We start from the raw sequence: 20,106 nt of genomic DNA, 5'->3' as shown, positions 1-20,106 counted from the left end.
TCACCGCGCGGGAGCCCGCACCTTCGGCTTCGAATCCTGCGCCGCCGGCAGGTTCGCGTCGAACCAGTCCAGCGTGCGCAGCAGCCGGTCCTTCTGGTGCTCCGGCTTGCGCAGGCTGTGGCCTTCGTCCGCGTAGATGACCAGCTGGGTCTTCACCCCCAGCGTCTTCAGCGCCTTGTGGAACTCGTAGCCCTGCGACGCGGGCACCTCCACGTCCCGCTCTCCGTGCAGCACCAGCGTGGGCGCCTTCACCTGCTTCACGCCGTTGATGGGCGACGAGCGCGTGTACACCTCCGGCTCGTCGTACACCGAGGCTCCGAAGTACGGCAGCATCCACGTGTCGATGTGGTTCGTGCCGTAGTAGCTCTGCCAGTTCGCGATGCCCGCGCCCGCCACCGCCGCCTGGAAGCGCTGCGTCCGCGTCACCGCCCACATCGTCAGGAAGCCGCCGTAGCTCCACCCCGTGATGCCCTGCCTCGCCGGATCCACCGGCGCTGACGCCAGCACCGCATCCAGCCCCGCCAGCACGTCGTCGAAGTCTCCGAAGCCGAAGTCGCGGCGGTTCGCCTGCACGAACGCCTCGCCCTGGCCATAGCTGCCTCGCGGGTTGGGCATGAACACCGCGTAGCCCCTCGCCGCGAACAACACCGTCTGCGGGTTGAACCCCGGCAGCACGCCCGCCGCGGGCCCTCCGTGCACCACCGTCACCATGGGCACCTTGCGCCCGGACCCATCCGGCACCGGCAGCACCAGCCAGCCCTGCACCTGCTGCCCACCGCTCGTCCACGTCACGCTGCGCACGTCGCCCACCGCCACGCGCACGCCGGCATTGAGGCGCGTCACCTGCTTCCACTTCCCCACCGGCCCCGTCCACAGCTCCGGCGCCTGGGTGATGGAGTCGCGCACCACCGCGCTCGTCACCCCGTCCCTCCCCAGCGACACCGTCACGCGCTCCGGGCCCCTCCACAACGTCTTCACGTCCCCACCGCCAGGCGCCACCGCCATCAGCGCGGCCTCGCCCTGCGCCTGCGCCCCGAACACCAGCCGCTCCGCCGTGGGCCAGAAGAGGTCCGTGGCCGTCGCCTTCAGCCCCTCCGTCACGTTCCGCGCGGGCGGCACCTTCGCGGGCAGCGCCGCCTTCTCCCCGAACCGCACCTTCGCCGCCAGCCGCTCCGGCACCGGCACCACGAGCACGTCCCCGCCCGTGCTGCCCTCGTCACTCATCAGGCCCTCGATGAACGCGAGCTGCCGTCCATCCGGGCTCCAGGCCGGCTCCGCCACCTGCCACCGGGGCACGTGCAACAGCGACGTCTCTCCCGTCGCCGTCTCCACCGCGTACACCCGCGCGGTCCACCAGTTCGCATCCCCCGGCGGCAGCGACGCCGTCACCGCCACGCGAGCCCCCTCCGGGCTCCACGCGTACTCGTGGATGAACAACCCCGCGGGCGACACGAGCCGCAGCCGCGCGTCCTCCACCGTCACCACCGCGAAGCGCTTCACCGGCGGGGACGACTGCACCACGCCCGTCTCACGCGCCGCGGGGCCCCGGGGCCCCAGCGCGTCCTCCGCGCCTTCAATGACCAGCAGCCCCACGGCCTTCCCGTCCGGCGACCACTTCGGAGATGCCAGCACGCCCTTCATCGTGGTGAGCCGGCGCGCGGGCCCGCCCGCACCGGAGGCGTCCGCCACGTAGAGCTGCTTCGCCCGGCCCTCGCCCGCCGTGGAGAGGAACGCGAGCTGCCGTCCATCCGGGCTCCACGTCAGCGAGCCCTCCGCGCACGGCGCGCCGTCCTTCGACGCGGTGACGCGCACCGGTGCCCGCTCCGGATGCGCCAGCTCCCGCACCTGGAGCCGCGCGGCCTCCGCGGTCCCCGGCACCGACTCCACCCAGGCCACCCGCGCGCCATCCGGCGACAGCGAGACCTGCTTGATGCGCACCGTGCGCTGGAGCGCGTCGTACGTCGCGCTGGCATCCATCCGCGCGGGCGCGGGCGAGGGCACCGCCGCGGACGCCAGCGCGCCCCACACCCAACAGCCCACCACCACAGCCAGGCTTGCCGCTCGCATCCGCCGCCTCCCGAAACGCACGCAGGGAGGCGGAGTCTACCTCCCGCTCAGTGCAGCTGCGTGGGCAGAATGGGCAGCCCGTGGAAGAAGCGGCGCCCGCTCTCGAAGCGGTGGTGGAAGGTGACGCGCTGGTCCAGGTACAGCCGCGCCATCTCCTCCTCGCCGTACGCGCGGAAGAACGCGGCGCGCGCCTCGTCACACGCCCGCTCGTACTCCACGCACAGGGCCTCCCAGTCCTCCGGTGGAAGCTCTCCCTCCGGCCAGCCCTCGCCGGTGAGGCCGTAGTCGCGCTCCATCGCGTCCAGCTCCCGCGCCCGCATCCGCACGCGCGGATCCTCCGCGATGGCCTCGTCCGCCATCGCCGTGAGGATGTGCGCCACCAGGAAGAAGCCCGCGTCCGGCGGCACCGCGCCCGCGTCCCGCGCGCTCCGGAACGTCACCAGGAGCTGCGCGTCCATCTCCTCGCCGCCCAGCTCCGCCAGCTTCGCCGCCAGCGCGCGCCACCGGGCCTCGGTCTCCAGGGCCTCCCGCCGCACCCCTTCCAGTTCCTGCTCACCCGTCTTTTTCATGGTGTCCTCTCCCGGCCCGCGAAAGGCCCCTTCCCACGAAGGTTCCCATCCCCGTCTGACGCTCGGGCCCGGCAAACCGTGCTGTCCCCTCTTTCCACGACGTCCCAGCGCGTCAGGTGCTGGACGCCCGAGCGCGGCGCCGTCGCGTGGCGGACGCGCAACCGTGCCGGGGGGGACGGACAGCCTGGCGGCCAGCCCGGCCAGCCCGGCCATTCCGGGGCTGCCGGGGTGACGAACCACGCGGCCGGTGATTGCGTCCGCCCCGGCCACTTCGCGAGCGCCGGGTGTCACCCGCAGGACGCTTGAGCGGCGCGCGGCCCCGGCGCGCACACCTGGCGTGATGACAGTGGTTGCCGCCGGGCACGGGATGACGCATCCGCAAGGACATGGGGCCCGAAGCCGGTGGCCCGCCCCGGGGAGCCTTTGCCGGTGTCCGAGCCCGTCGTCGTCCCACCGCAGCAGAAGTCCCAGGTGTCCATCCGCACGGTGCTCACCGTGTGCTTCGTGGTGCTGGGCGTGATGGCCCTGGTGGTGCTCATCGCCAAGACGCGCGTGGCGCTCACGCTCACCGGCATTGCGGCGCTCATCGCGCTGTCGCTGGAGCACGGTGTGTCGCGGCTGGAGAAGCGCGGACTGAGGCGGTGGCAGGCCATCACGCTGGTGCTCCTCGCGCTGTTCCTGGCCATCGTGGCGCTGGGCCTGCTGGTGATTCCGGACCTGGTGGAGCAGGTGGACGCGCTCGTCACCCAGTGGCCTCAGCTGTGGAAGCAGGTGCGCGGCACCGGCATCCTGCGCGCGCTCAACCAGCGGCTGCACAGCCTGGGCTGGAACGAACGGCTGGAGGAGGCCACGCCCGCGCTCGCGGGTCCGCTGCCCGAGCTGCTGATGAGCGCCATTGGCGGCGTGGTGGGCCTGCTGGGCGGCGTCATCACCGTCTTCTTCCTGGTGGTGTTCATGCTGGTGTTCGGCGGCGGCGTGCTCAGGCGCCTGCTGGAGCTGGCCCGTCCGGATCACCGGCTGCGGTACGTGCGCGTGCTGCGCAACGTGTACACGGCGACGGGCGGCTACCTGTCCGGCATCACGCTCATCTGCGCCATCAACGCCACGCTCACCACCACCATGCTGGCCGTGCTGGGCATGCCCTTCTACCTGCCTTTGGGCGTGGCCAGCGGCTTCTCCAGCCTGGTGCCCTACGCGGGCCCCATCATCGCGGGCGGCTTCATCACGCTGCTCACGCTGGCCACCGGCGGCCTGTGGAAGGCGCTGGCGGTGTTCATCTACTTCCTCCTCTACGGCCAGCTGGAGGGCAACGTGATGGCGCCGCTCGTGTTCAAGCGCACCGTGCACGTCAACCCGCTCGTCACCCTGCTCGCGGTGCTCTTCTGCGTGGAGCTGGCGGGCATCGTGGGCGCGGTGGTGGCCGTGCCCGTGGCCGCCACCGTGCAGATCATCGTCCGCGAGGTCCTCCTCTTCCGCCAGGAGCGCCGCGCCGCGGCCGTCCTGCCGGAGCCCTGAACGGCTTCACGCCTCGATGAACGCCTCGCCCCTCCAGCTCCTGGTGACGCACGGCTCCGGCCCGCTGCTCTTCCTCGTGCTGGTGGCCGGAGGGCTGGGGCTGCCCTTCCCGGAGGACCTGGTGCAGCTGGCGGCGGGCGTGCTGTCGCACCGGGGCGCCATGCCGCTGCCGGCCGCCATCGCGCTGTGCTTCGTGGGCGTGCTGTGCGGCGACACCGTCCTCTTCCTGACGGCCCGCCGGCTGGGACAAGCCCTGTACACGCACCGGCGCACCCGCCGCCTGTTCCCCCCAGAGCGGCGCGAGCGCATCCAGGGTCTGTACGCGAAGCACGGCCCGCGCGTCGTCTTCGTGGGCCGGTTCATGTCCGTGCTGCGCGTGCCCGTGTTCGCCATGGCCGCGGCGGAAGGCATGCCCCTGCGCCGCTTCCTCCTCTGGGACGGGCTGGCGCTGTGCGTGAGCTCACCGCTGGTGGTGACGCTGGGCTACCTGGGCTCCCAGAGCGTGGACCGCGTGGCGAAGGGCGTGGGCCGCGTGGAGCACTTCCTCGTGCTGGCCGGCGTGGCCGCGTTGCTTGTCGCGTTCGCGGTGCGCCATGCCCGCGAGAAGCGGCTGTCGCGCCATCCCCCCCAGGGCTGAAGCAGGCAAGCGCACACTTCGGGGCGTTGGCCCGGCACGCGCCGCGCGACTCCGCTATCAACCAGACGGCTCCCCTGATCGAACATCCGAGGCTTCATGACTCTCCCCATCCCCCTTCAGGCCGGCTCCACGGCGATGTCATCCACGGAAGGGGGGATGGACTGGGTGTCCGGCGGCGGTGAGATGGGCCGGTTGATCCGCGCCATGGACTGGTCGAAGACGCCGCTGGGGCCGTTGGAGACGTGGCCGCAGAGCCTGCGCACGACCGTCAGCCTGTGCCTGTCCTCCACCTTCCCCATCCTCATCGCGTGGGGACCGGAGCGCGTTCAAATCTACAACGACAGCTACCGGCCCATCTGCGGCGCGAAGCACCCGGAGTCCATGGGCCAGCGCTTCCGCGACTGCTGGGCCACGGCGCTGCCGGTGGTGGGCGGCGTGTTCGAGAAGGCGGGCACGGGCACGGGTTCCTACATCGAGAACCAGCGCATGTTCCTGGACCGGCACGGCTATCTGGAGGAGGCCTTCATGACCTTCTCCTTCAGCCCCATCCGCGACGAGTCCGGGGGCGTGGGCGGCCTCTTCCACCCCATCACGGAGGTGACGGAGAAGATGCTCGGCGCGCGGCGCTCGCAGACGCTGCGCGAGCTGTCCGGCCTGCTGGGCAAGGTGAAGACGGTGGAGGACATTGGCGCCGCGCTGCCGCGGCTGCAGCCGGACGCCGCGCTGGACGTGCCCTTCCTCCTCTTCTACCGCCGCGACGAAGCCGCCCCGCGCGTCCGCTGGGTGTCCGGCATGGGCCTGCCTCCGGGCACCGCGTGGAGCCCGGAGGAGACCGGGCTGGACGGGCCGTGGCCCTTCGCCAGCGCGGGCGCGCAAGTTGTGGACGTGCCACGCGCGCCGCTGGACGCGGGCATCGTGCCGGGGCCGTACGAGGAGCCGCCCGCGCACGCGCGCGTGCTGCCCATCCACCCGCCCGGCATGGCGGAGCCCTTCGGCTACCTGGTGGCGGGCGTGAGCCCCCGCCGCGCCATGGATGACGCCTACCGCGACTTCCACGAGCAGTTCCAGGCCACGGTCACCAACGCCGTGGTCACCGTGCGCGCGTATGAGGCGGAGGCCCAGCGCGCGGAGGCGCTGGCCGCCATCGACCGGGCGAAGACGGCGTTCTTCTCCAACGTGTCGCACGAGTTCCGCACGCCGCTCACGCTCATCCTGGGCCCGCTGGAGGAGTCGCTCGCGGACACGTCCGCGCCGCTGCCTCCGGTCCAGCGCGCGCGCCAGGAGCTCACCCACCGCAACGCGCTGCGCCTGCTCAAGCTGGTCAACTCGCTGCTGGACTTCTCCCGCATCGAGGCGGGCCGCGTGAAGGCGGGCTTCCACCCCACGGACCTGGCGCGGCTCACCGGGGACCTGGCCAGCGTCTTCCGCTCCGCCATGGAGAAGGCGGGGCTCCAGTACACGGTGGAGGCGCGGGACGTGGGCGAGCCCGTCTACGTGGACCGGGACATGTGGGAGAAGATTGTCCTCAACCTGCTCTCCAACGCGTTCAAGTTCACGCTCCACGGCGGCGTCACCGTGCGGCTCGAGCGCGAAGGGACGCGGGTGAGGCTCTCCGTGCGGGACACCGGCACCGGCATCCCGGAGGCGGAGCTGCCGCGCGTGTTCGAGCGCTTCCACCGCGTGGAGTCCTCGCAAGGCCGCACGCACGAGGGCACCGGCATTGGCCTGGCGCTCATCCAGGAGCTGGTGAAGCTGCACGGCGGAAAGCTGGGCGTCAGCAGCGTGGAGGGCCAGGGCAGCACCTTCACCGTGGAGCTGCCGCTGGGCCGCGCGCACCTGCCCGCGGAGCAGGTCCACGAAGAGGAAGGCGCTCCGCACGCGGGCAAGCTGGGGTCCGCCTTCAGCGAGGAGGCGCTGCGCTGGCTGCCGGACGCGGAGGAGCCCGTGCCTTCACGGGATGCCGGGCTGGAACCGGCGCTGGCCGCGAACGACGCCACCATGCTGGAGAGCCTGGGCACGGGGTTCGCTCCGTCCGTGAGGCGCGGGCGCATCCTCGTCGCGGACGACAACGCGGACATGCGCGGGTACGTGAGCGGCCTCCTGGCGGCGCACGGGACCGTGCGCGCGGTGGCGGACGGCGAGGCGGCCTTCGAGGCGGCGCTCGAGATGAGGCCGGACCTCATCCTCAGCGACGTGATGATGCCCCGGCTGGATGGCTTCGGCCTGCTCAAGAAGCTGCGCGACGACGCACGCACGCGCGGCATCCCCTTCATCATGCTGTCCGCGCGCGCGGGCGAGGAGGCCCGCATCGAGGGGCTCCAGGCCGGCGCGGACGACTACCTGGTGAAGCCCTTCTCCGCGCGCGAGCTGCTGGCGCGCGTGGACAGCCAGCTGCAGCTGGGACGGGCCCGGCAGCAGATCTCCGACTTCTTCCTGCAGGCCCCCGTGGCCATGTGCGTGCTGACGGGGCCGGACCTCCGCTTCACGGTCATCAACCCCCTGTTCGCGAGCCTGATGGGCCGGGACATGCTGGGCAGGCCCGCGCGCGAGGCGCAGCCGCAGGGTGGCCACGGCATGCTGCTCCAGCACCTGGAGCGCGTCTACCGCACCGGCGAGCCCTTCGTGGGCCGCGAGGTGCCGGTGCGCCAGCCGGACGGCCAGGGCGGCCTCAAGGAGCTGCTGCTGGACGTGGACATCCACGCGCAGCGCGACGGCGGGGGCCACATCCAGGGGCTGCTCGTCGCCGTGCAGGAGGTCAGCGAGCGGACCCACGCGCGCCAGCAACTGGAGGCCCTGACGCGCGACCTCCAGCACGCGCTCACCGCGCGCGACACCTTCCTGGGCGTGGCCTCGCACGAGCTGAAGACGCCCGTCACCGCGCTGCTCCTTCACCTGGAGATGACGCGCCGGCGCCTGTCGCCCAAGCGCGGAGACCCGCCCTCCCCGGAGAAGCTCACGGTGGCGGTGGGGTCCGCGCAGCGGCAGGTGGAGCGGCTGTCGCGGCTGGTGGACGAGTTGCTGGACGTCTCCCGCATCCGCGCGGGCAAGCTCGACCTCCACATGGAGGAGAGCGACCCGATGGAGCTGGTGCACGAGGTCCTCGACGTCTTCCGCGAGCAGATGGATCAGGCCCACTGCATCCTGCAGCTGCGGGCGGAGCTGAACGTGCGCGTGTGGTGGGACCGCTCGCGCATGCAGCAGGTGCTGACGAACCTGGTGTCCAACGCCATCAAGTACGCACCGGGCACGGCGCTCGGCATCGGGCTCCGGAAGCACGGCGACCGGCTCATCCTCTCCGTGTCGGACGGCGGCCCGGGCATCCCTCAGGAACACCAGGACCGCGTCTTCGAGCGCTTCGAGCGCGGCGGCTCGCCCCGCTCCGTGCACGGCCTGGGGCTGGGCCTCTTCATCGCCCGGCGGATCGTCGAGGGCCACCACGGCAAGCTGGTCCTGAAGAGCGCCCCCGGCCAGGGCGCTGCCTTCATCATCGACCTGCCGCTGCCTCCGCGGGCCCAGGCCTGAGCGCGCGCCTTCAGTGCGCGACGCTCGGGGGCTTCACCGGGCCGGGCTGGATGTTCTGGTTCACGTGGAAGAGGTTGTGCGGGTCGTACTCCCGCTTCACCTCCACCAGGCGCGCGTAGTTGTCGCCGTAGGTGGCCTGCACGCGCTCCTGGCCCTCCTCCATCATGAAGTTCACGTACGCGCCGCCCGCCGAGTACGGGTGCAGCGCGTTCCAGTACTCCTTCGCCCAGGTGGAGATGTCCGCCGCCCGCTCCGGTGACGGGTCCACCCCGACGATGACCTCCGACCAGCGCGCGTCGCGGAAGCGGAAGGCCGTGTCATGCGGGCCCACGCGGTGCGCCGCTCCGTCGATGGGGTACAGGTGCATGGTGGACTGCATGGACGGCAGGCGCTCCGCGAAGGACACGTGGCGCTCGATGGCCGCGTCCGGCAGCTCGCGCACGAAGTCCGCGCGCCAGTACCACTGGTGCCCCGGCGGATAGAGCGCGTCGAACGCGGTCTGGAGCATGGGGAAGGGCATGGGCATCACGCCATGCAGCGCGGGCTTGAGCGCCAGCACGGGCGCGAACAATGCGTCCGCGCGCGCGGGGTCGCCCGTGTAGCACCAGATGACGCCGCACATCTTCTTCAGGTGCAGCTCCTCCGGGAAGGGCGGCGCGGGCGGCACGGTGATGAAGGCGAAGAAGCCGGTGAGGTCCTCCGGCGCGTTCGGCAGGAACTCGCGGTACCAGCGCATCACCTCCGCCGCGCGGTCCAGGGGCCAGAGCGTGGGACCGCCCAGGACGATGTCCACGGGGTTGGCGCGGAAGAGGAACGACGTCACCACGCCGAAGTTGCCGCCGCCGCCGCGCACGGCCCAGAACAGGTCCGGGTGCTTCTCCTCGCTCGCGGTGACGAAGCGGCCATCCGCGAGCACCATGTCCACGGCGAGCAGGTTGTCGATGGTGAGCCCGAAGCGGCGCGTGAGGTGGCCCAGGCCCCCGCCCAGCGTGAGCCCGGCCACGCCCGTGGTGGAGATGATGCCGGAGGGCACCGCGAGCCCGAAGGCGTGCGTGGCGTGGTCCACGTCCCCCCAGACGGCGCCGCCGGAGACGCGCACCGTGCGGGCCTCCGGATCCACGCGCACGCCGCGCATGCGCGACAGGTCGATGACCAGCCCGTTGTCCACCAGGCCCAGTCCGCCGCCGTTGTGGCCGCCGCCGCGCACGGCCAGGTCCAGCTTGCGCTCGCGGGCCAGGGCCACCGCGGCGATGACGTCCGCCACGTCCGCGCAGCGGGCCACCATGGCCGGGCGCTTGTGGATCATCGCGTTGTACAGCTGGCACGCCTCCGCGTAGTCGGCGTCACCCGGCTGGATGAGCGAGCCTCGCAGCTGCGCGCGGAACAGCTCCACGCTGTCCGGTGTCAACCCGGCGGGCAGGCCGGGGCCCGTCCGAGGACGGTGGGTTTCGAGTGTCACGGCGGTTCCCTCCTCAAGGGCCGGCACCGGCACGGCGCCTGACTCAACGGATGCGCACGGTGACGGCCTTGGGAGGACCGGAAGGCGGGAGGGGGCTGCCCGGCACGCGCCGGTGGCGAGTGACGACTCAGCCCGCCGCCACCTCGCGCAGGCTGTCCTCCACGCCCTGGAGCAGCAGGTCCAGGTCCGCGTCCGGGATGTTGAGCGCGGGCGCGATGTAGACCGTGTTGCCCATGGGGCGCAGGTAGAGGCCCCGCCGGCGGGCGGCCTCGTACACGCGCCAGCCGCTGTCCGCGAAGTAGCCACCGCCGCCCAGGTCCACCGCGCCCACCATGCCCACCGCTCGCGGGCGCTCCAGTCCGGGGAGGGTGGCGGCCATGCGCTCGAAGGCGGCCTTCACGCGCGGCGCCTTGCGCTGGACCTGCCCCAGCACGTCCTCGTCGCGGTACACGGCCAGCACCTCGCGCGCCACGGCCGCGCCCAGCGGGTTGCCGCAGTACGAGTGCCCGTAATAGAGCGCCCGGTCCTTCGCTCCCAGGAAGCCCTGGAAGATGCGCTCCGACGCGAGCGTGGCGGCGAAGGGCAGCAGGCCCCCGCTGAGCGCCTTGGCCAGGCACAGGAGGTCCGGCACCACGCCGGCCAGGTCCACCGCGAAGCGCGCGCCGGTGCGGCCCATGCCGGTGAAGACCTCGTCGGCGATGAGGAAGGTGTCCACCGCCCGGGTGGCCGCGCGCACCTCGCGCACGAAGTCCGGCGACGACATCCACATGCCCGCCGCGCCCTGGATGACGGGCTCCAGGATGACGCCGGCGATGCCGTCCGGATCCTGGGCGAGCGCGGCCTTCACCTGCTCCAGGGCGCGCGCGTGGCCGTCGGCCTCGGCGGGGGACGGGACATGGATGACGTCGAAGAGGAGCGGGCCGAACACGTCTCGGAACTCGTGCACGCCGCCCACGCTGGTGGAGCCAATCGTCTCGCCGTGGAAGGCGCCGGTGAGCGTGATGAAGCGGGTGCGGCGGGGCCGGCCGTTCTGGGCCCAGTACTGGGCGGCCATCTTGATGGCCACCTCCACCGCGGTGCTGCCGTTGTCCGTGTAGAAGACGCGCGACAGCTTCTGCTCCGCGGGCACGTCCGGGCGGTCCGCGCCCGGGGCCAGCGCGGTCAGCTCCGCGCCCAGGCGGGCGGCCGGGCCGTGGGTGATGCCAGCGAGCGAGACGTGCGCCAGGCTGCCCAGCTGCTCGGTGAGTGCGCGCACGAGGCGCGGGTGGCGGTGTCCGAGGGTGGACACCCACCAGGAGCCGTTGGCGTCCAGATAACGCCGTCCATCCGCGTCATGGAGCCAGACGCCCTCCGCCCGGACGACGACGAGCGGATCCGTCCTGGCGATGTACGCCTCCATGGCGGTGTAGGGGTGCCAGACGTGCTGCTTGTCCAGGCCGACGAGGGTTGCCCGATCCACGGTGGAAGCTCCTGGGTACAGGGAGGGTGACGCGCCGCGTGCCCTTCTGCCCTCCCCGGGTGCGGCCGGCAACGGTTCCTTATCCGCCCGTGGACAGGGCGAGCGGGAGGGGGCCGGTGACATGGGGGGCGCTGACATTGCCGTGACAGGGGGGGTGTTAGCCCTGTGTCTGTAAACACGGGAGAGTCATGGCCATCGTCATCTTCTTCATCAGTCACTGGCTGCTCTGCGTCTTCTTCCAGAGCTTCTTCCAGCACCGTTACGCGGCGCACCGGATGTACAGCATGGGGCCGCGCACGGAGAAGGTGATGCACCTGCTCACCTACCTGGTGCAGGGTTCGTCGTACCTGTCGCCGCGGGCGTACGCCATCCTGCACCGCGAGCACCACGCGTACTCGGACACGGAGAACGACCCGCATTCGCCGCACTACTTCAAGGACGTGATGCGGATGATGTGGCACACGAAGGAGCGCTACACCGGCATCCTGACGCGGAAGATCCAGCCGGAGCCGCGCTTCGAGGGTGGCTATCCGGAGTGGAAGCTGGTGGACGAGACGCTGGGCCAGTCCTGGTTCGCGGTGCTGGGCTGGGTGGCGCTGTACACGGCGTTCTACGTGGCGTTCGCGACGTCGGCCTGGATGTTCCTGCTGTTGCCGGTGCACTTCGTGATGGGGCCGGTGCACGGGGCCATCGTGAACTGGTGCGGGCACAAGTACGGCTACCGGAACTTCAAGGGCGCGGACAAGTCGCGCAACACGCTGCCGGTGGACGTGCTGTGCATGGGTGAGCTGTTCCAGAACAACCACCACAAGTACGGCAGCAGCCCGAACTTCGCGGCGCGCGCCTTCGAAATCGACCCCACGTGGCAGGTGATGCGCGTGCTGTCCAAGCTGGGCGTCATCCGCATCACCACGCCCCAGCGCGCCGTCTACCCGGAGCCGCGCGAAGTGGCCCGCCAGAGCGGCGCCGGAGCCCAGGTGGCCTGAGGTCTTGAATCATCCGGGGCCTGTCGCGCCCCGGCGGTTGTCGTGGTCCGGCCGTGGATGTCAGTCCCCGCACGCATGCTCCTCGTGGGCATGCGTGCCGGGAGGACGACATGAAGCAACGCGGCTTGGGTCTCCTGCTCCTTGGACTGCTCTGCGCGGGATGTGCAACCTCGCGCGTCGTCCAATTGGACACGGGTGATGGCGTCCCCATCATCTACACGCCTCCCCGGAACGTAGACCCCATTCCCATTCCCGAGGATGGATTCCGGGAGGCGCTGCTTCAGCTCGTGCTGGAGATGCGCCTCCCTCTTCAATCCGAGCGACAGCCCCCTTCCCGCCTCCAGCTCGCCAGCTGGGGCCCGGCTTCGCGCGCGCAGGAACTGGAGCCCCGGGAATGGTGCTCCCAGCAAGAAGCACCCACGGAATGCCTTTCCCTGTTGGATGACGGCTTCTCGTTCCTGGATGCCAGCGCCCGGAGGAGACTGGCGCTGTCCTTCGCATGGGACGGAGTCTGGGATGGCGTCCAGGGTGCCGTGGCGGAGGTGATCAATCCCCTGACGCTCAAGGCGATGATCTCCACCGCCATGGCGGCCTACATGGCCCTGCTGGTGGCGCCCGAGCCCGTGACGAAGCTCATCGCCATCGCGCTCACCACGTACGTCATCGCCTACGTCGGAGTGGAGAACTTCGTCCAGCTCGTGAGCGGCTGGGAGCAGTTGTCCGCGGAAGCAGGGCGAGCGGTCACGTTCGAGGAGTTGCAGGACGCGGGGCATCGCTTTGGAAAGGTCATGGGGACCAGCGGAGCCCGGCTCCTCATCCTGGCACTCACGGCCGCCCTGGGTGGCGGAGCGTCGAATGTGGCCACGAAGGGTCCCATGCTTCCGGGTTTCGCTCGCGCGGCACTGGCGGCGGAGACCAACGCAGGTCTGCGCTTGAGTGCCGCGGCATCCGGGGGCGTTCGGTCTATTTCGCTCGCGGAGGGCGTACTCACCATCGGCGTCGCGTCCACCGCCGTGGCCGCTTCCGCCTGGCAGGGAACCGGGAGCCCTTCGCCGTCGGGACAGGGAGGAGGGGTCGCTTCCGTCCACGACAGTGTGAAGATCGCCCCGGGATATCCTCCTGGGTTCAAGGCCGTCCAGAATGGGACGACCCGGAACACTGTGTCCAACAAGGCCCTGTTGGAGAAGCTTCGGGAAGTCGAACCTGGGACCTGGCACAAGGTCTACAAGGATGGCTGGGTCGGAAGCGAGAAGGTGTCCCTTCACTACTTCGAAAGTGCATCCGGCAAGGTCTTCAACCTCAAGGTCAAACCCGGATGGAGCAACCTGTGAATCCTGCGCCCCCCGAACAAGGAGCAGTCATGACCCTTCAGGCCTCGGGGCTTGAAGAGGTCCAGCGCTTCGTGGCGGTCACGGCCCTGGGTATGTGCCGTGCGCTGATGCTGGGGAGCATCGCTCCCGCCGGAGCATGCAGCCGGCTCTTTGGACCAGCGCTGCTGTCGCGGCTCGAAGCGATGGAAGTCCCCCCCGAGCTCCGTCACGCCATCCATCTGGCGACGGAGCTGGAAGACGTGGCTCAGCTGGCACCCGAGGCGCTATCCGCCTCCATCGCGGAGATTGAGGCGAAGCTGCATCAGGTGCTCGCGAGCCTTTCGTCTCCGTCGAGTGATGCCGCGAAGTGGCTCAACATCACGCCTGCTTGAGCGTGGCGGCCAGCGCCTCGGCCAGCGTCGTGGTGGGCCGGCCGATGAGGCGGCTCAGCGTGCGGCTGGTGTCGTTCAGGTCGCCCCGGGCGATGCCTTCGTCGGAGTTGGCCAGCACGTCGGCGTAGCCCTTGGGCAGGCCGGCCTGCTGGAGCGCGGCGGCGAAGTCGGCCGGAGGCAGGTCCTGGTACGTCACGGTCCTGCCGGACTGGCGGGACAGTTCCGCTGTGTACTCGGCCAGCGTGAAGCCGGTGTCACCCGCGAGCTCGTACACCTGGTTCTCATGACCCGTGCCGGTGAGCACCGCCACGGCGGCGTCCGCGTAGTCCTGCCGGGTGGCGGGAGCGACGCGGCCGTCCTTCGCGCAGCCCCGGAGCACGCCCTGCTCCAGCGTGCGCTTCGCGGCCTCCGTGTAGTTCTCCAGGTACCAGCTGTGGCGCAGGAACACGAACGGAAGCCCTGACGCGCGGATGGCCTTCTCCGTGTCCAGGTGCTCCGGCGCCAGCACCATCCGCGACGTGTCCGCGTGCAGGATGCTCGTATAGGCCAAGAGCTTCACGCCGGCCCGCTTCGCCGCGTCCACCACGGTCTGGTGTTGCTTGCGGCGCTGCCCCACTTCGCTCGAAGAGATGAGCAGCACCGTGTCCCCGGCGGAGAACACGCCATCCCACGTTTCCGGGTGGCTGTAGTCCGCCTTGCGGATCTGCACGCCACGCGCGGCCCAATCCTTTGCCTTGTCCGGATTGCGAACCGCGACCGCCACCTGGTTCGCGGGGACCTTCTTCAACAGGCCTTCGACGACGAAACGGCCCAACCGGCCCGTGGCTCCCGTGACGACGATCATCGGCGTCCTCTCCCTTTTGCAGATGCGGCCACCGCGCCCAAGCAGGTCGCCAGAAGTTCTCTAACAAATCGCGCAACCAGAAGGAGAGGGAGTCCTGAGGCGAGAGCCCCAACACCATGCGTTCTGGAGCAGGCCTCGCCCGGCTCGGCTGACGTGTCGGACCTGACCGCTATCACCGGGTTCTGCACGCCGCACCGGAGTGCGGTCAGGAGGCGCGAGCAATGGGCAACCGCTGGTGGGCGGTGCTGTGGCTGGGGCTCCTTCCCATGCGAGGAGCGGCTGCGGATTCGACTGACTCCGAGCCTCCAGTCCCCAAGGAGCCATCCCGCTCCTGGTCTTCACTGGCACGGCTGGAGGTGGCGTCGCTCGCGTTCCTTCCGCGCTCAGGCGGCGGTGAGCCCGAAGGCTTCGTCCAACTGGAGCCCACGCTCATCCTGGATGGGGGTCCAGAGTTCGGGCTCAACCTCGGCGCACCAATCAGATTGCGAGCGTGGGGCGGGACGGGCCACGTGAGGAGGGAGGACTGGGACAACCTCTCCGACTTCGGGCAGGTGGTGCGCGGACTCAAGCTGGGCTCGGACAACGCGCCCGTGGGCATCTGGTTCGGCGCGCTGGAGTCCTACAGCCTGCTGTCGGCACATCTCGTGCGGCGCTACTCCAACCGAAGCAATCCCGACTACCACCCAGCGGGAGGCTTCCTCACCGGCACGCTGGGGCCCCTCTACACGCAGGCATTCGCCTCGGACGTATTGGGTGCGCGCCTCTTGGGGGCGGAAGTCTCGCTGGATGTGCAGCACGTCCTCTTCGGCCAGCCCCGCGAGCAGGGCCGCTACACGCTGGCCCTCTCCGCCGTGCATGACTGGGGGCGGGCTGGAGGACGCGCGCCTTCGGTGACGCTGGCGCACCTGGATGGCACCGCCGTGGTGGTCGTGCGGCCAGGCTTCGAGGCGCACCTTCTCGCCGGTTGGGGCGGACGGCCCGGTGAGGGCGGCGCGTGGGGCGCGGTGGTGGGCGCGGGCGTGGATGCATTGACGCCCACGTTGGATCTACGGCTGCGGTTGGAGATGCGCAGGCAGCACGGCGGCTTCCGTCAGGGTTTCTTCGGCCCGGACTACGAACTGGCGCGCTTCAAGGCGGCGGGGCCGCAGGGAGTGCCGCTGGCGAAGGCCCTCTTCCCGGATGGGTACTCCGCCTACGGCGAGGCGGAAGTGGGCTGGGACGCGGTCCGCTATGGAGGCCTCTCCAAGCACCTGAAGGTGTCGCTGGGCGCGGAAGCCTTCTCATGGGGTCGCCTTGACGTGGATGGGCGCGTGGCGGTGCAACTCTTCGCGCGCAGCCTCGAAGTGCAGGTGAACGGCCTCGGGGTGGGCATGGGACAGCCGGGGGCGCGATATCTGGGGTCCGCTGAGCTCCGCTGGAGATTCCTGGGTGGAAAGCTCTACGCGGTGGGGACGGGCGGCACGCTGCTGCTCCCATCGCCGGGAGGAATGCCGCGGACAGGCGCCTTCGCCTCATTGGGCCTCGGGGTGGACGATGCGCGCTGACGCCCTGGTGCTGGTCCTGGTCCTGATGGCCACGGGATGCGCCTCCGTGTCGCAGGTGCCTGGATATGGCCGGAGCCTGAGCTACGCGCCGCGAGAGACTTACTCCTCCGGGCCCGAGCAACGACTCCTGCGCCGCCAGCAACCGCGTGACGACGTGACAGCCGTGGGAGACGGCAGCACGGAGGTCGCTGTTGGGGGCGGCGGGGCCCGAAGCGCGGCATTGACACGTCAGGCAGTCCTCCAGGCCACGGGCGAGGTGAAGGGCGCCCTGACCCGCGTCGAAGCCGCGTTCTCCAAGCTGGCGGCCCGCCCTCCAGCCCTTGGGGGATGGGGCCTCACCGGCGTCTTCACGCGCTACCTCGACCAGGGCTCCAAGCAAGTGACGTGGCTTCATGGCGCGCTCGGAAGCGCCACCGCCCTGACGAATGCGGCCTCGGAAGTCGGCGACTCGGACATGGAGCTGGGCCTGCTGCGCATGACAGGGCCGAAGCTCCAGGCTGCTCAGTTCGGGACCCTGCTGCTGTCCACCTGGGTGGACTTTCTGCACCTCGGGGACGCCGTGCTTCGCAACTGCCCCATGTGCAGCGTCGAGAAGATATTCATGGACCTTCATCGCGTGCAGGGGCTGATGGAGCCCACGCTCACGGACCTCGCATCACTGGACCCGGAGCGGGTGGAGGCGGCGACCACCGCGATGCCCGAGCTGATGGGGAGGCTGACGCGTGAGTTCGACACGCTCCAGCGAGAAACTCGAGCGACCATGAGGTTCGGCGGGCAGGTCATCGCGGCCATGCAGGCGGTGGAGCTGGTCACGATGATTTCCACGCTGAAGATGTCCCTGCCACGCGTGCCGCCCTCGGCTCCCGCGACGCTCGGCGTGGGCCTCGTGATGAGTTCGGGTGGAGTCATGGTGGGCTCGCGGATGGTGGTCTCCGCCGAGTGGGTAGAGATGATGCGGCGGCTCGTGCAGGCGGGCGTCATCTCCGTTCCTGCCGTCAGCGCGGCCGTCCTGATTCAAAGCGGACAGGTCATGATGGCCCAGGCGCATCAGGACCTACCCAAGGGCGTGCGCGACGCGCTGGGGGACAGTCCCGAGGTGCGCGGCATGCACGAAACCGGCAGGACGGGGGCGGGCATGTCGGACGCTCCGAAGCACCATGTCCTACCGCAAGAGCACCGCGAGTGGTTCGAACAGCGCGGCTTCAAGGGCGACATGGACATCGACCAGTTTTGCGTCCGGTTGGAGCAGGCCCACCACGAAGCGATTCACGGTGGAGGGAACTGGAAGCTGGGGCGCATGTGGCCCGGTGAGTGGAACCGGATGTTGATGGAGGTACTGTTTAAAGCCGAGATGAAGGCCGGCCGAAGATTGATGCGGAATGAGATCCTGAAGGAGGTCGCGATGCGTATGCGGGACTACAGAATCCCGATGAGCTTCACATCCGGGAGAAGCCGATGAGCGGCGGAGAAGCTTGGCGGGGCAACATCAAGGCGCGCCTGTACGAGAGGGTTCGTGAACGTGGCTTTGACTCCCTCATCGCTTTTGCCGAAGCACGCCCTGCCATTCCGCTGTATGCCCTGGCCGACGAGCTTGGCAACGACGTTGCTGCCGTACAGGTCCTAAGCGGCTTGCTGTACGAGGCGCAGCAGCGCAGGCAGGTCACGCGTTTGGTTCGTGATGTCCTCGTGCGCGAGTTGGCCGAGAGGTTCCCAAATGGTTGGCCGGGTGCGCTGGACGACGTAAGCCGGGGAGAGGTCGCCTTGGGGCTCGGGACGTGGTTCGCCTACACCCCAGAAACCCACAAGGAGCGCGTTGACCGGGCCGGCGATGCGCTCCTCGCCCATCCGCCACCGCCCGGCTGGCAGCCGCTCGGTCCCGATGACGAACTGCTCCGCACGCTCCTCCCTGACGAGGAAGCCTGACCCGCGAGGAGACCTCGCGGGCCAGGGGGCATCCCCCCAGAACTCACCCCTGCTTCAGCGCCGCGCCAATCGCCTTCCCGAACGGCGCCGTGGGCCGGCCAATCAGCCGGCTCAGCGTGCGGCTCGTGTCGTTCAGCTCCCCGCGCGACAGGCCCGCGTCCGCGTCCGCCAGCGTGTCCGCGAAGGGCTTGGGCACGCCCACCTGCTGCAGCGCCGCGGAGTACTCCGCCACCGGCAGGTCCACGTACTTCACCGGCTTGCCGGACTGGCGCGACAGCTCCGCCACGTACTCCGGCAGGCTGAAGCTGGAGTCCCCCGCCAGCTCGTACACCTGGTTCTCGTGGCCCGTGCCCGTCAGCACCGCCACCGCCGCGTCCGCGTACTCCTCGCGCGTCGCCGTGGCCACCCGGCCCTCCTTCGCGCTGCCCTGCACCACGCCGTACTGCAGTGCCGGCCCGATGTGCTCCGTGTAGTTCTCCACGTACCAGCCGTTGCGCAGGAACACGTACGGCAGGCCCGACGCGCGGATGGCCTCCTCCGTCGCCTTGTGCTCGCCCGCCAGCGACAGGCCGCTCCGGTCCGCGAACAGGATGCTCGTGTAGGCCAGGAGCTTCACGCCCGCCTTCTTCGCCGCCTCAATCACCGCCGAGTGCTGCGGGAAGCGCTTGCCCACCTCGTTCGCCGAGATGAGCAGCACTGTGTCCCCCTTCGAGAACACCCCGTTCAGCGTCTCCGGCCGGTCGTAGTCCACCTGGCGCACCTGCACGCCCCTCGCCGCCCAGGCCTTCGCCTTGTCCGGGTTGCGCACCGCCACCGCCACCTGGTTCGCCGGCACCTTCTTCAGCAACCCCTCGACGACGTACTGCCCCAGCTTCCCCGTGGCTCCCGTGACAACGAACATGGCTCCGCCCTTTCCTGAACCCGCGCTCCAGGCGCGAAATCGGACTGGGGCTTACCGTAACGGGGGTACTCACTTTTCGTAAGTACGCACCCCATGGTAAGTGTCCCGTCATGAAGCCACGCAAGGGCAGTCCATTGCTGGAGAAGGTGAAGCAGCGCGGGGACCTGTACGCGCCCATGTGTCCCTCGCGCGGCGTCCTGGAGCACGTCACCAGCCAGTGGGGCGTGCTGGTGCTCGTCGCGCTCAAGGAAGAGGGCACCCACCGCTTCAGCGAGCTGCGCCGCAAGGTGGGCGGGGTCAGCGAGAAGATGCTCGCCCAGACGCTCCAGTCCCTGGAGCAGGACGGCTTCGTGCACCGCGAGGCCCACCCCGTGATTCCCCCGCACGTGGACTACAGCCTCACGCCCCTGGGTGAAGAGGTCGCCGTCCACGTGGAGGCGCTGACCACCTGGATTGAAGACAACGTGGCCCGGGTGATGGCCGCCCGGAACAAGGCCTCGCCCCGCAAGAAGGCCTCCTGAGCCGGCCTCCTGAGCCGGCCTCCTGAGCCGCCCCGGGCGGGCCTGCCTGCCCGGGTGCCCTCCAGCGGGACGAACGGGAGCGAAGGAGACAGGCCCGCGTTAAGACTGCTCCCGTGCCCGCCGACACCCCGCTCCAGGTCCGCATTCTCGATGCCATCCGCGATGTCCCGGCCGCCCAATGGGATGCCCTGGTCGCCGGCGGCGCGCCCCCCTTCGTGCGCCACGCGTGGCTGTCCGCCATGGAGGAGAGCGGCAGCGCCACCGAGGACACCGGCTGGGCCCCGCACCACCTGACGCTGTGGCGCGGAAAGAAGCTGGTCGCCGCCGCGCCCGCCTACCTCAAGTTCCACAGCATGGGCGAGTACATCTACGACTTCGGCTGGGCCAACGCCGCCGCCCAGCTGGGCGTGGAGTACTACCCGAAGCTCCTCGTCGGCGGCCCCCTGTCCCCCGCCAC

Annotated in this window: 17 protein-coding genes; 11 read left to right on the top strand and 6 right to left on the bottom strand. The window is 70.2% G+C overall.

The genetic code is table 11. The features are described 5' to 3' along the window. On the bottom strand, positions 1-2,067 hold the full coding sequence (locus tag D7X55_RS03990; RefSeq protein WP_121722274.1) for a S9 family peptidase: 2,067 nt from the start codon (positions 2,065-2,067) through the stop codon (positions 1-3). A 47-nt stretch (positions 2,068-2,114) separates the two neighbouring features. Further along, on the bottom strand, positions 2,115-2,636 hold the full coding sequence (locus tag D7X55_RS03985; RefSeq protein ID WP_121722273.1) for a hypothetical protein: 522 nt from the start codon (positions 2,634-2,636) through the stop codon (positions 2,115-2,117). Positions 2,637-3,065: 429 nt separating this feature from the next. Here D7X55_RS03985 and D7X55_RS03980 point away from each other — a divergent pair, with 429 nt between their 5' ends. The 3 genes from D7X55_RS03980 (at position 3,066) to D7X55_RS03970 (ending at position 8,310) form a co-directional block, all read left to right on the top strand. Further along, positions 3,066-4,151, top strand: a complete 1,086-nt coding sequence (locus D7X55_RS03980) for an AI-2E family transporter (protein ID WP_120547259.1) — start codon at positions 3,066-3,068, stop codon at positions 4,149-4,151. 16 nt (positions 4,152-4,167) lie between these two features. Further along, positions 4,168-4,788 (top strand): DedA family protein, encoded by a 621-nt coding sequence (locus tag D7X55_RS03975; protein WP_120547235.1) that lies wholly within the window; start codon positions 4,168-4,170, stop codon positions 4,786-4,788. Positions 4,789-4,884: 96 nt separating this feature from the next. Further along, entirely contained in the window at positions 4,885-8,310 is a 3,426-nt protein-coding gene (locus D7X55_RS03970; RefSeq protein ID WP_121722272.1) for an ATP-binding protein, read from the top strand. Positions 8,311-8,320: 10 nt separating this feature from the next. Here D7X55_RS03970 and D7X55_RS03965 read toward each other — a convergent pair whose 3' ends face one another. Then, positions 8,321-9,769 (bottom strand): FAD-binding oxidoreductase, encoded by a 1,449-nt coding sequence (locus D7X55_RS03965; RefSeq protein ID WP_121722271.1) that lies wholly within the window; start codon positions 9,767-9,769, stop codon positions 8,321-8,323. 127 nt (positions 9,770-9,896) lie between these two features. Beyond that, the gene (gene bioA, locus D7X55_RS03960) at positions 9,897-11,228 is read right to left on the bottom strand and encodes an adenosylmethionine--8-amino-7-oxononanoate transaminase (protein WP_120547233.1); all 1,332 of its coding nucleotides are present in this window, start codon (positions 11,226-11,228) and stop codon (positions 9,897-9,899) included. A 188-nt stretch (positions 11,229-11,416) separates the two neighbouring features. Between bioA and D7X55_RS03955 the strand changes: the two genes are divergently transcribed. From D7X55_RS03955 to D7X55_RS03945, 3 genes are all read left to right on the top strand, one after another. Next, entirely contained in the window at positions 11,417-12,214 is a 798-nt protein-coding gene (locus D7X55_RS03955) for an acyl-CoA desaturase (RefSeq protein ID WP_120547232.1), read from the top strand. Positions 12,215-12,324: 110 nt separating this feature from the next. Beyond that, positions 12,325-13,545: a hypothetical protein gene (locus D7X55_RS03950; protein ID WP_147442666.1), complete on the top strand. Its 1,221-nt coding sequence runs from the start codon at positions 12,325-12,327 to the stop codon at positions 13,543-13,545. A 29-nt stretch (positions 13,546-13,574) separates the two neighbouring features. Then, the gene (locus tag D7X55_RS03945) at positions 13,575-13,916 is read left to right on the top strand and encodes a DUF3969 family protein (RefSeq protein WP_120547230.1); all 342 of its coding nucleotides are present in this window, start codon (positions 13,575-13,577) and stop codon (positions 13,914-13,916) included. Here D7X55_RS03945 and D7X55_RS03940 read toward each other — a convergent pair. Then, entirely contained in the window at positions 13,903-14,760 is an 858-nt protein-coding gene (locus D7X55_RS03940; RefSeq protein ID WP_121722270.1) for an SDR family oxidoreductase, read from the bottom strand. The genes D7X55_RS03945 and D7X55_RS03940 overlap by 14 nt on opposite strands. 221 nt (positions 14,761-14,981) lie before the next feature. Here D7X55_RS03940 and D7X55_RS03935 point away from each other — a divergent pair, with 221 nt between their 5' ends. From D7X55_RS03935 to D7X55_RS03925, 3 genes are read left to right on the top strand one after another with little or no spacing between them, the layout of a single operon-like run. Beyond that, positions 14,982-16,304 (top strand): hypothetical protein, encoded by a 1,323-nt coding sequence (locus D7X55_RS03935; RefSeq protein WP_121722269.1) that lies wholly within the window; start codon positions 14,982-14,984, stop codon positions 16,302-16,304. Beyond that, the gene (locus D7X55_RS03930; protein WP_121722268.1) at positions 16,294-17,763 is read left to right on the top strand and encodes a DUF2380 domain-containing protein; all 1,470 of its coding nucleotides are present in this window, start codon (positions 16,294-16,296) and stop codon (positions 17,761-17,763) included. Before D7X55_RS03935 ends, D7X55_RS03930 begins: the two co-directional genes overlap by 11 nt. Next, the gene (locus D7X55_RS03925; RefSeq protein WP_121722267.1) at positions 17,760-18,227 is read left to right on the top strand and encodes an NUDIX hydrolase; all 468 of its coding nucleotides are present in this window, start codon (positions 17,760-17,762) and stop codon (positions 18,225-18,227) included. Before D7X55_RS03930 ends, D7X55_RS03925 begins: the two co-directional genes overlap by 4 nt. 43 nt (positions 18,228-18,270) lie before the next feature. Here D7X55_RS03925 and D7X55_RS03920 read toward each other — a convergent pair whose 3' ends face one another. Continuing rightward, positions 18,271-19,128, bottom strand: a complete 858-nt coding sequence (locus tag D7X55_RS03920; RefSeq protein ID WP_120547225.1) for an SDR family oxidoreductase — start codon at positions 19,126-19,128, stop codon at positions 18,271-18,273. Positions 19,129-19,238: 110 nt separating this feature from the next. Here D7X55_RS03920 and D7X55_RS03915 point away from each other — a divergent pair, with 110 nt between their 5' ends. Then, complete coding sequence (locus D7X55_RS03915) at positions 19,239-19,649, top strand: helix-turn-helix domain-containing protein (RefSeq protein ID WP_120547224.1); 411 nt, start codon at positions 19,239-19,241, stop codon at positions 19,647-19,649. Between the two features lie 113 nt (positions 19,650-19,762). Then, positions 19,763-20,106: peptidogalycan biosysnthesis protein (locus D7X55_RS03910; protein ID WP_199746858.1), on the top strand; the 344-nt coding region annotated here is incomplete at its 3' end.

The sequence above is a fragment of the Corallococcus sp. AB049A genome (assembly GCF_003668885.1).
Lineage (GTDB): Bacteria > Myxococcota > Myxococcia > Myxococcales > Myxococcaceae > Corallococcus > Corallococcus interemptor.
This window is presented reverse-complemented; position numbering and strand designations above follow the sequence as displayed.